Raw genomic sequence first — 10,599 nt, 5'->3', positions numbered from 1 at the left:
ACCCGCTGCTGGGCGCGGGCAGCGTCCTCGACGACCTGCGCTTTGGCCGCGCTCTCCCGGCGCTGGTGCGCCCCTTCGATCTGGGCCGCGGTCTTCTGATCCGCAGCTTCGGCGGCCGCGGCCTCGGCGACCGCGTCGGCGGCGTTGGCCTGTTTGCGTTGTCTGGCCTGGGCCTGGTCGAGCTGCCCCTCAGCGGTCAGCGAATCATTGCCGGTCACGGCGCCGGCGATTTCCTTCGCCCTGCCCTTCACCGAGTCCATGAGTCCTTTTCGGGCCTCGTCGGCCCTGTGATGCTCCGTCATGTCTGTCGTGGTTCCACGTGCGCGGCGGTTCAAACCCGTTGTGACTCGAGGCACCGCAGTTTTGACGCCGCCGCTGCGGGTAGGCGAGCTGTACGCCCGGCTTGATACGGGCAGTCCGCCCGATGCCCCTGCAGGAAGGATCATGATGGGATTTCCCCAACAGCAGCAAGAAGTGCCAGGTGTCCAGTCGGCAATGGATCCGGTGCCGGACTGCGGCGAGTCGTCGTATCGCGGCTCGGGCCGGCTGACGGGTAAACGGGCGGTGATCACCGGAGGTGACAGCGGAATCGGACGCGCGGTGGCGATCGCCTACGCGCGCGAGGGCGCCGACGTGCTGATCTCCTACCTCAACGAGGACAACGACGCCGCCGAGGTCGCTGCGCTGGTGCGGGACGCGGGCCAACGGTGTGTGCTGGTACCGGGTGACCTCTCCGAACCGGGGCATTGCCGCGCCGTGATCGACCGGGCGGTAACCGAATTCGGTGGGATCGATGTCCTGGTGAGCAATGCCGCCTTCCAGATGAGCCACGAGTCGCTCGACGAGATCAGCGACGAGGAATGGGACTACACCTTCCGGCTCAACATCGGCGCCTACTTCTACCTGGTCAAGGCCGCGGTGCCGCACATGGCGTCCGGCTCCTCGGTCATCGGCAGCTCGTCGGTGAACTCCGACATGCCCAGACCGAAGCTTGCCCCCTATGCCGCCACCAAGGCCGCCATCGCCAACTTCTCGGCCAGTTTGGCGCAGTTGCTCGGCGACAAGGGGATTCGGGTCAACAGCGTGGCGCCGGGACCGGTGTGGACGCCGCTGATCCCGGCGACGATGCCACCGGAGAAGGTGGCCTCATTCGGGGACACCAGCCCGCTGGGCCGAGCCGGCCAGCCGGCCGAATTGGCGCCGGTGTACGTGCTGCTGGCCTCCGACGAGGGTAGCTACATCTCCGGTGCGCGGATTGCCGTCACCGGTGGGCAGCCCGTGCTGTGAGTCAGCCGACCGGCAGGACTGCCGCCGCCGGCAGCGCCGGGGGTGCCGGCACCGGAGCGGGAAGAACCCCCGGGAGCGGCGCGGGAAGAACCCCCGGAAGCGGGGCGGGCAGCATCGGCACCGCGGGCAGGGCCGGGGGCGCAGTCAGGATGCGCACCATGTCGGGCTTCATCGCCTGCAACTGCTCACCCCAGTAGCCCCAGCTGTGAGTTCCGTTGGCGGGGAACTGGAATACCGCATTGCGGCCACCGGCTGCCAGGTACTTCTGCTGGAAGTCCCTGTTCGAGGCCACCGTGATGTTCTCCAGATACTGGGCGCTGAAATTGGTGCCGAAATCAGTCCCGCTGTCCAGTTCCGCGGGCATCCCGCCGCCGCAGTAGATCCACAGCGCGGTGCGGTTGGCCACCAGACGGGCAACGTTGACCGTGGGATCGTTGCGCTGCCAGGCGATATCGCTGCCAGGCCCCCACATGTTCCGGGCGTTGTAGCCACCCGCGTCGGCCATCGCCACACCGATCATGGTCGGCCACAGACCTTGTGAGGGATTGAGGAATCCCGACAGCGAGCTGGCGAAGATGAACTGCTGCGGATGCCAGATGGCCAGCGTCAGGGCGGCACCACCGGACATCGACAAACCGACGACGGCGTTGCCGGTGGGGTCCTGACCGCGATTGGCCTGCAGCCAGGCCGGGAGTTCCCGGGTCAGGAACGTCTCCCACTTGTAGGTGACCGCACCGGAGCGGTTGGCGGCGGGCTGGTACCAGTCGGTGTAGAAACTGGACTGACCTCCGACCGGCATCACCACCGAAATGCCGGATTCGTAAAACCATTCGAAGGCCGCAGTGTTGATGTCCCAGCCGTTGAAATCTTCCTGCGCGCGCAGGCCGTCCAACAGGTACACACTGTGCGGGCCGCCGCCCTGGAACGTCACGCGGATGTTGCGGCCCATCGACGGCGACGGGATGTCGAGATGCTCGACCGGTAGGCCCGGACGGGAGAACGCCTCGGCGGTCGGCACCGGGGTGACACTGATCAGGAACGCCGACAGTACCGCCGCGCCCGCCACCGCGGTTATCTTGCGGGCACGACGCCCAAGACGCGACCAGCCGAATCCGATTGCCACTGGGTGCACCCTTCCCCTCCATACCGAACAGGGCACAAGCTAACCGCGGGCAGACCGCAGAACCGGCCCCGCACACGCGGTTTGTTATCAACCGCGTGGGCAGCTGTGATCCCGCTGTTATCCGAGGGTGCCGGAGGCTTCGGGTGTCAGACCTGGATCGGTTTGAGGGAGCTCAGGTCGGTCTCCATCAACACCACGTTGTACGGGCCCCAGAGCGACATGTTCCAGTACAGGTTGTTGTAGTCGGAGTCGCCGTTGCCGTCGACGATCAGGCCGGTACCCGACCAGGGATGGATGAACGGTGCGTACAGACCGGGATACTGTGCGGAACTGGCCAGCTGAACCGGGTCGGACCACAGCCCTTCCGGGGTGTCGGCGACACGCATCTGGATGTTGTTGTTGCCGTCGCCGTACAGCACGACGTACTTGTCCAGATACGCGTTGTACTGCACCGACATCTCGCTGACATTGCCGCCGGTCTTGGGGCCGAACAGCCCGCCGAAGTAACCGCCGAACACTCGCGGATCATTGGCCCAGTCGACGACAAAGCCGAACAGTCCCGACGACTTGTTGGAGCCGATGATCGGCTTGGCCACTGCGGCATTGCCGCGGACCCACTTGCCGCCGTCCCAGTATTCGTACTTCGACAGGTCGGTCACCGAACCCTCGGCGACCCGGGAGAGGTAGGCCGATCCGGCCCGCCCCGACGGGGTGCCGAAAGCGTAGAGGTAGCGCGGATCCCCGTCGGCCACCTGATCTTCGGGCTGCAACACGTAGGCCATCTGCTGGAAGTTCTGGTCGCCGGGCCGGTACGGCGTGGTCGAGCGGAACCAGCCCGACGAGCGGATGGTCGATCCGACGATGCGCCATTCGCCGCCGTTGGGTCCCGGGTAGAACTGCGAGATCGCCGAGTAGTTGGTGGTCCACCGGCCGGGGGTGTCCCATGACCGCACCGACATGTAGTTGACGTACTGCGTGCCGTTGATGTGGATGCCTGCGGTGGGGATGACGGTCACCTCGGAGCCGAACCACCCCACCTGGCCGTTGGACCGCGGGATGAACTGGAACGCCGGGCCGGTGGGGGCCAGCGTCAGACCGTTGTTCAACCGGTCGTCGTAGCTGATCAACAGCACATTGTTGCGCCAGCCGCCCTGCATGTTCGGGCCGCTGAAGGTATCGCCGAATGCCACGTGCACAAAGCGTTTACCGTCGATGGTGCCGCCGTCCCACATGATGCCCAGGTCGGTGCCGTAGATGTTGAAGCCGCCCGGCAGGTTGGTGATGCCCGGACCGGTCACCCAGCCAACCCGGCGCGAGTCCAGCTTGCTGGGCCAGGGGTCGGCGACGGCGGCCGCGGCATAGGTGGCGGCGGCCGCTGACGGGCCGGCCGGGGTGGCGGTGCGCTCCACCTCGCGGCGCACCCAGCCCAGCAGCGCCGCCATGGCTGGCGACTGGGCGGGTGTGGCGGGGGAGTTGGTGGCCGCGGAGTTGATGCCGAGTGCGCCGAGCAGGCGGGTCACCAGCCGCGGCCGTGGCTCGACGACCGGGGTAGCCAATTCTTTTGATACCGCGGTGATGGTCGCTGCCAGTGACTTCGACGGCCGGCTGACGTACACGGGTATGGCCGCGTCGTCGTTGGCGACGTCCACGGTAACGGCGGACTCCGAGGTCACCGACGGGTTGGTGACCGCCGAGGTGTCGGCGGCGGTGGTCACCGGTGCCGACTTCACCGCAGGCTGCTGCTCTGGTGCGGAATCTTCGGACGACACGCTTTTCCGCGAGGCCGCAGAGGACGCCATCTTGGAGGCGGCGAGGCCTCGCGAGGACTTCTCGGCCGCCGCGTCGTCGGAATCGCGGTCGCGGACCTTGCTCGAGCCGGGGGTCTTGTCTGAGTCGGTGTCGTCGTCGGAACCGCTGCCTTTGCCAGAACCGGTGTTCGAGCCGGAACCGGTGTTCGAGCCGGAACCGGCGCTGGTGCCGGACCCGGTGTCCTTGGTGGTGGACTTGTCGGCCCGGTCGCTCTTGGATGAACGTTCCGTCTTCGCGGTGCCGCGGTCGCTCGATTGTGACGAGCTCTTGGAGCTCGATCCGGAGTCCGAACTGTCAGCCCACGCGAGGCCGCTGCCGGAGGCGATTGCGGCGCCCACCCCCAGTGCCACTGCCAAGCCGCCGATACGGCCGATGTGAGTGGCCGCACTATTGGTCGAACGCATCTGGATAAGCCCTCCGGGAATCGACTGAGCCCCCCGACTCTTGTTGACGGAGCAAACTTACCGGGTAGTTAACCAACATTGGCCGACATCTCGGATCATCGCAGGTAAAGATGTCGCAACGTTATGTTCGCACCCGTTTTTGACAGGCCAGGCGGGGTGTCGGCCGGCGGGCTTGGAGCGTCGACGGTTGGTCGCGCAGGCGCCGGATCGTCGGCCCCACGTGGCCGGCGGCGTACGTCACGCGGCGGTCACGGCTCGGTATCGAGTGTCGGCTGTGCCGCAGCATTTGCCACATGGGTCACTACTGTCACAGTCGATATCGTGCGTCGGGGACGGTGTCGCGAGCGTGGAAGTACAGCAAATGCCTGGTAGTGGCCAGTGCAAAACCGCCCCGGAAGGTCTCATGTCGGCGTTCACCAGAAGTGGCTCGTTGGCTGCAGTGACCGCATCGGTCGCCGCCTGTGTGTTGCCCATGGCCGTCATTGCACCGGCGGCTGCCGATCCGTGCTCGGTGCCGACGTCCAGCGCCACCTCCGGTCCGGCGGCCCGCGGGATCGCCCCGCCGTCGTTTCAGCTACCGCAGCTACCGATCCTGCATCTGCCGATCGGCCACAAACCGGGTGCCGTGTACAACCCCTCCGGGCTAACGCCCGCCCAAGCCGACTCGGCGGTGGCACCGGAGACCTCAGCGCGTGCCGCGGCCGCGCCGACCGCCTCCACCGCCACCCGGGTGCAGTGGCTGGCCGGCCCGGAAAGCGACTCCTACCAACGCTTCGGCATCTCGGGCACCGACCTCGGCATCGTCTGGGACAACGGGTCGAGCACCAACCCGCAGGTGCTGATCGCCTTCGGGGACACATTCGGCAACTGCAGCGTCCAGGATCAGGAGTGGCGCAAGAACACGCTGTTTCGCAGCTCGGACCGCAACCTGGCCGACGGCATGCGGATTCCGAACCCGAAATACGGCGATATCTACGCCGGATCACCCGTCACCCAGAACCGGCCGGACTTTGCTCGACAGGTGATCGCCAGCCTCGGTCTGGCCGCCACCGAAGTCACCGTCATCCCCACCGCCGGAATCTCGGTGGGCAACCGTCAATACGTGAACTTCATGTCGGTCAGCCAATGGGGCAACCCGGGTCAGTGGTCGACCAACTTCTCGGCGGTTGCGGTCAGCGACGACAATGGGGAGAACTGGGCGGTGCCGCGCACCGGTATTCGGCCCAGCTGGTTCAACACGGTGCCCGGTGTCCCGTTCGTCTGGGGATACCAGAACTTCCAGATGGCGGCCTATCTGCGCTCGGGCGGTTACGTCTACAACTACGGCACGGGTGCCGGCCGCGGTGGAATGCCTTTCCTGTCAAGGGTTTCGGAGAACTCCGTGGCCGACCTATCGGCTTATGAGTACTACACGCCGTTTGGCTGGATAAAAAACACGCCATATCTGGCGCTGCAAGTGGTGTGGGCACCCGGCAGCGAGATGTCGGTGGCCTGGAACGACCACCTGAAGAAGTTCGTCATGCTCTACACCAACACCCTCAACAACGTGGTGATGCGCACCGCCGACAAACCGGAAGGTCCGTGGAGCCAGGCCAAGACGATCGTCAACACCACCGAGGTGCCGGGAGGGATCTACGCCCCCTTCATCCACCCGTGGTCGACCGGCTCGGACCTGTACTTCACGCTGTCGCTCTGGTCCACCTACAGCGTCATGCTGATGCGGACATCATTGAGCTAGTTGCGCACGTCGCGCTTGCCGACGGCAAAACGCAAACCCGAGCAGTTGTAGCACCCGATGCAGCCCACACAGTTGGTGCAGCCCACGCAGCCGACGCAGGCGATGCACTTCTTGCAGAACGCACACGCCACACACGCGACGCTCCCGGCCACCGCGAGAGACATTGCAATGACGACACTTCCGGCGATGGCGGCACTGCCTGCGGTCGCGATCGAACCCGCGACCGCAGTGCTGGCCACGGTCGCCGCCGAACTCACCACGCCGGCACTGGCGACGGTGACTGCCGAACCGGCTACTGCGGTGCTGGCGACGGTGGCTGCCGATCCGGCCACGGCAGTGCTGGCAACGGTGGCTGCCGATCCTGCCACCGCAGCGCTGGTCTCGGTGGCGACGTAACCGTTGGCACTGTCGGCGAACTCCGGTGATGTGGCCACGGCGTTCATTGTGCGCTTGTGTCAGCCCGCTGTCTTGCCGTTGTCGACGGTGTAGACGGCGCCGTGCACGGCCGAGGCGTCGTCACTGGCGAGGAAGGCGATGGTCTTGGCGACATCGGCGACATCCATGAGACCGCGCGGTGAGGCGATGCGCAGGATCAGATTCCAGTCGGCGTTCTCCGGTGCGGCGAACTCGGTGGCCTGGGCGGTCACCATCCCGCCGGGGCAGACCGCATTGACGCGCAATTTGTCTGCGGTGAACTCGATGGCCAATGCCCGGGTCAACCCGACCAGACCGTGCTTGGCGGCGCAGTAGCCGGCTGAGTACACCTCACCTTCGATGCCGGCGATCGACGACACGTTGACGATGTTCCCGCCTGCCTCCAGCAGATGCGGCAGCGCGGCCCGAATGAGGAAAAACGGCCCGTTCAGATTGACGGCGAGGTCGTAGGCCCAGTCGGAGTCGGTGACGTCCAGGGTGTGCCGCATCGTGTGAAAACCCGCCACGTTGATCAACGCATCGAGGCGGCCGAACTTCTCGACACACCGGGACACCGCCTGGGCACACGCATCCGGCGAGACCACATCGACGGACTCGTAGGCGCCGCCGGGGACGTCGGCGAACACGGCCGCCATCTTCTCGGCGTCACGCGAGATGCCGAACACTTGCGCTCCGCGGGCGGCAAAAAGCTGCGCAACTGCCGCGCCGAGTCCTGACGATGCACCGGTTACCAGGGCGACTTTGCCCGTGAGGTCTGTCATAAGACTGACTGTCTCATATGTCCGGTCGGCGCGGCCCGTCGAGGAGTCACTAGGCGGCAGAGGTGCTGTTGTCCTTGCCGGCTTTCGAGCGGCGCTGCGTGGCGCCGGAATCGCTCTCGGAGTGCCGCTTTCCCGTCGAGTTGGTGCCTTGGTCCTTCTTGTTGTCTGTGGTGTTGGTGCCGGAGTGGCCGGGCCCGGGCTGCGCTGCGGGCTCGGCGGTCTCGTCAGGGATCTCGTCAGCGGTTTCGGTCGAGGCGAGCTGGTCGGTCCGGTCCGGCTTCTGGATGCGCCGGTGCGACCACCCCGCCCGCTGCCGCGACGGCTGCTGGGTATCGGCGTCATCGACGGATCGGCCGCCGGGTTGGTCGTCGGGCACGGAATTCGGCTCGGGAGCCACCGCGGCCGGCTTCCGATCTGGGAGCAGACCGGCCGGTGTCGGTTTGCCGTAATCGGTTCTGTCGTAACCGAGTTCGACGATCTGGCGTAGCGGCGCATCGAGAGCGTCGAGCACGTTCTTGGGCAAGAGGCCCTCGAAGGGCATCAACAGCGGCAGCCGGGCGGTGGGCACCAGGTAGTACGTGGTGTTGCCGTGCTGGGTGGGCTCGAGTCCGGCGAGCACCTCAGGTGTGATGGCCTCCTCGTACTTACCGTGCAGGAAGACGATGCCCAGTAGCGCATTGGCGGAGGCGACGAGATTGAGCGGGTACCTGGGGAAGTCCACCCAGCCGTCGTACTGACGGGCGATGTCGATCGTGGTGGCGTCGTCCGTCGGGGTGGCACCGTTGAACGAGATGTCCAGAATCGGAACATAGAGCCCGTTGAACCGTTGCAGGATACCGCCATTGGGGCGATTCGGATTGCCGGTCAGCACAAAGGTGAGATCGGATCCGGGATGCTGGCGCAGGTACTCGGTGGCGACGACGGCACCCTGGGAGTGGCCGAAGACGATCACCTCGCCGCCGGCTCCGTCGGTGATGGCCTGGTTCAGGCCGGCAACCCCCAGAGACACCGACCGGTTGTACGTCGGGTCACCGAGATAGCCCTTCGACAGCGGCCAGAAGCCGCCCGGGTAATCGACCTTGGTCGGCTGATCGTGGTCCACGGACGTTGCGGTGAGCACGTTGTCGACCCAACTGCCGAACGCCGGATCCGGTGAGACGTTGCCGATGTTCGTGCCACGGAGGTAGTAGACACTGGGCGCCGCCGATGCGGGGGCGGAGCCGAGCACAAGTCCGGCGGCGGTGACACCCGCAACGGCCAAATACGGTAACGAGCGTCGGCCACCGCGGCGCCGCTGCAAACGGTGTCTACTCCGTGATGTTGTCATGTGTCCTCTCCAGCCGACGCGAGACTGCCCCCCAACCGCCGAAATGCTACGGCACGAATTTGCTGGAACATCGTTGATCGCTGAACTTCCCGGCAACGCCGAGGTTTGTCGGCGGCAATCGCGCTTCACCGACAGCTCAGGCGTGCGAATGTGGCTCGGACATCGGTGTCAACAGAAAGGTGGCAGTGTGGCTGCGAAGCGCGTCGTGGTCTGGGGAACCGGATTCGTAGGTCGAATGGTGATCGGGGAGATCGTCGAGCACCCGGAGTTCGAGCTGGTGGGAGTCGGTGTCAGCAACCCCGACAAGGTGGGTCGTGACGTCGGCGAGATCTGCGGGCTACCCGGCCCGGTCGGTGTTACGGCCACCGCCGACGTCGATGCGCTGATCGCGTTGAAACCCGACGCGCTGGTGCATTACGGTCCCACCGCCGCGCACGCCGAGGACAACATCCGCCTGATCACCCGCTTTCTGCGGGCCGGTATCGATGTCTGTTCCACAGCGATGACCCCGTGGGTGTGGCCGGCGATGAAACAGAATCCCCCCAACTGGACCCAGCCCATCGCCGACGCCTGTGAGGCCGGCGGCGCCTCCTGTTTCACCACCGGGATCGACCCGGGGTTTGCCAACGACCTGTTCCCGATGACGCTCATGGGCCTGTGTTCGGAGGTCCGCCGGGTCCGGGCTTCGGAGTTGCTGGACTACACCAATTACGAGGGCGACTACGAGTTCGAGATGGGCATCGGGCGCGAGCCCGAGTATCGGCCGCTGTTGGAGCATCCGGATGTACTGATCTTCGCCTGGGGTGCCACCGTGCCGATGATCGCGCACGCGGCGGGTATCGAACTCGACGAGATCACCACCACCTGGGACAAGTGGGTCACCACCACCGAACGCAAAACCGTCAAGGGTGTCATCGAACCGGGTCAGGTGGCTGCGGTGCGGTTCACCATCAACGGCGTTTACCGGGGTGAGACGCGAATCCAGTTGGAACACGTCAACCGAATCGGCAACGACGCGGCTCCCGACTGGCCATCCGGCAGCGAGGACGACGTGTACCGCGTGGACATCGAGGGCACCCCGAGCATCTTCCAGGAGACCGCGTTCCGGTTCACCGACGGTTCGGGCCGCGATGCCGCGACCGCCGGCTGCCTGGCCACCGGGCTGCGGGCTCTCAATGCGGTCGCGGCCGTCAACGCGTTGCCTCCCGGCTGGGTGACGGCGCTGGATCTGCCACTGATCCCCGGCCTCGGCACCATCAGATAACTGCGTTTGCTGTCGTAACGCTTGCAGGTCCCGAACCGAGAAACCCATGACAGGGAATTCGAGGAGGCGGACCGACGATGCAGGCAGTTGGACTGTCAGTGGGCGCCACGACATTGGCAGCGGTGACTTCTGATGCCGCGGTGCTGCGAGCACCGGTACTGACGGTCTTCCGGAGACGGCCGCCGATGTTGGGTCGGCCAGGGGAGTATCCGCAGCTGCCCGGCGACGACCCGGGCCTAGTGGTCACCGACTTCGTCGACCGGGTGGGTGATCCGGTCGGCATCCTGGCGTCCGACGGGTCCAGCCATCACAGCGAGCGGGTGCTCGCCGAGGCGTTGCACGCGTTGACCTACGTTGCCGGCGGACATCGGCGCCGGCCCGAGGTCGCCGCCGTGACCCACCCGGCCCACTGGCGCCCGGCTGCTGTCGCGGCCCTGCAACACGCCGTGGC

At 66.1% G+C, this 10,599-nt stretch carries 8 protein-coding genes and 2 pseudogenes; 4 read left to right on the top strand and 6 right to left on the bottom strand.

All coding sequences use genetic code 11. The annotated features are described in order from the left end of the window. Window positions 1–302, bottom strand: a pseudogene (locus WBB07_RS16315) (CsbD family protein); the annotation flags it as partial. Between the two features lie 145 nt (window positions 303–447). Between WBB07_RS16315 and WBB07_RS16310 the strand changes: the two are divergent. Beyond that, window positions 448–1,287, top strand: coding sequence for an SDR family oxidoreductase (locus tag WBB07_RS16310; RefSeq protein ID WP_526309434.1), 840 nt, complete (start codon window positions 448–450; stop codon window positions 1,285–1,287). 1 nt (window position 1,288) lies between these two features. On the opposite strand, the gene WBB07_RS16305 is transcribed toward WBB07_RS16310, so the two are convergent. Both WBB07_RS16305 and WBB07_RS16300 read right to left on the bottom strand, forming a co-directional pair. Then, window positions 1,289–2,410 carry an alpha/beta hydrolase gene (locus tag WBB07_RS16305; protein ID WP_526309433.1) on the bottom strand — a complete coding sequence of 374 codons (1,122 nt, stop codon included), beginning with the start codon at window positions 2,408–2,410 and terminating at the stop codon, window positions 1,289–1,291. A gap of 146 nt (window positions 2,411–2,556) precedes the next feature. Beyond that, a complete protein-coding gene (locus tag WBB07_RS16300; protein WP_526309432.1) occupies window positions 2,557–4,623 on the bottom strand; it encodes a DUF4185 domain-containing protein in 2,067 nt (688 codons plus the stop codon). A gap of 403 nt (window positions 4,624–5,026) precedes the next feature. Here WBB07_RS16300 and WBB07_RS16295 point away from each other — a divergent pair, with 403 nt between their 5' ends. Continuing rightward, a complete protein-coding gene (locus WBB07_RS16295) occupies window positions 5,027–6,361 on the top strand; it encodes a DUF5005 domain-containing protein (RefSeq protein ID WP_526309431.1) in 1,335 nt (444 codons plus the stop codon). Here the strand turns inward: WBB07_RS16295 and WBB07_RS16290 are convergent. The 3 genes from WBB07_RS16290 to WBB07_RS16280 are packed head-to-tail and all read right to left on the bottom strand — an operon-like array spanning window position 6,358 to window position 8,884. Continuing rightward, on the bottom strand, window positions 6,358–6,804 hold the full coding sequence (locus tag WBB07_RS16290; protein ID WP_526309430.1) for a hypothetical protein: 447 nt from the start codon (window positions 6,802–6,804) through the stop codon (window positions 6,358–6,360). The two genes, WBB07_RS16295 and WBB07_RS16290, sit on opposite strands and share 4 nt — an antisense overlap. 12 nt (window positions 6,805–6,816) lie before the next feature. Next, window positions 6,817–7,557, bottom strand: a complete 741-nt coding sequence (locus WBB07_RS16285) for an SDR family NAD(P)-dependent oxidoreductase (protein WP_526309429.1) — start codon at window positions 7,555–7,557, stop codon at window positions 6,817–6,819. Window positions 7,558–7,606: 49 nt separating this feature from the next. After that, the gene (locus WBB07_RS16280) at window positions 7,607–8,884 is read right to left on the bottom strand and encodes a PE-PPE domain-containing protein (RefSeq protein ID WP_526309428.1); all 1,278 of its coding nucleotides are present in this window, start codon (window positions 8,882–8,884) and stop codon (window positions 7,607–7,609) included. 187 nt (window positions 8,885–9,071) lie between these two features. Here WBB07_RS16280 and WBB07_RS16275 point away from each other — a divergent pair, with 187 nt between their 5' ends. Both WBB07_RS16275 and WBB07_RS16270 read left to right on the top strand, forming a co-directional pair. Further along, complete coding sequence (locus tag WBB07_RS16275) at window positions 9,072–10,148, top strand: NAD(P)H-dependent amine dehydrogenase family protein (protein ID WP_526309427.1); 1,077 nt, start codon at window positions 9,072–9,074, stop codon at window positions 10,146–10,148. 77 nt (window positions 10,149–10,225) lie between these two features. Then, window positions 10,226–10,599 (top strand): annotated as a pseudogene (locus tag WBB07_RS16270) (Hsp70 family protein); the annotation flags it as partial.

The sequence above is a fragment of the Mycobacterium sp. genome (assembly GCF_049647605.1).
In the GTDB taxonomy this organism is placed as follows: domain Bacteria; phylum Actinomycetota; class Actinomycetes; order Mycobacteriales; family Mycobacteriaceae; genus Mycobacterium.
The sequence above is the reverse complement of the archived record's forward strand: the minus strand, read 5'-3'. Positions and strand labels throughout refer to the sequence as shown.

Excerpts from the sequence above, each read along its gene's own strand:
- WBB07_RS16310 (WP_526309434.1), top strand. The coding sequence starts at position 448 with ATGGGATTTCCCCAACAGCAGCAAGAAGTGCCAGGTGTCCAGTCGGCA.
- WBB07_RS16300 (WP_526309432.1), bottom strand. The coding sequence starts at position 4,623 with ATGCGTTCGACCAATAGTGCGGCCACTCACATCGGCCGTATCGGCGGC.
- WBB07_RS16295 (WP_526309431.1), top strand. The coding sequence starts at position 5,027 with ATGTCGGCGTTCACCAGAAGTGGCTCGTTGGCTGCAGTGACCGCATCG.
- WBB07_RS16290 (WP_526309430.1), bottom strand. The coding sequence starts at position 6,804 with ATGAACGCCGTGGCCACATCACCGGAGTTCGCCGACAGTGCCAACGGT.
- WBB07_RS16285 (WP_526309429.1), bottom strand. The coding sequence starts at position 7,557 with ATGACAGACCTCACGGGCAAAGTCGCCCTGGTAACCGGTGCATCGTCA.
- WBB07_RS16280 (WP_526309428.1), bottom strand. The coding sequence starts at position 8,884 with ATGACAACATCACGGAGTAGACACCGTTTGCAGCGGCGCCGCGGTGGC.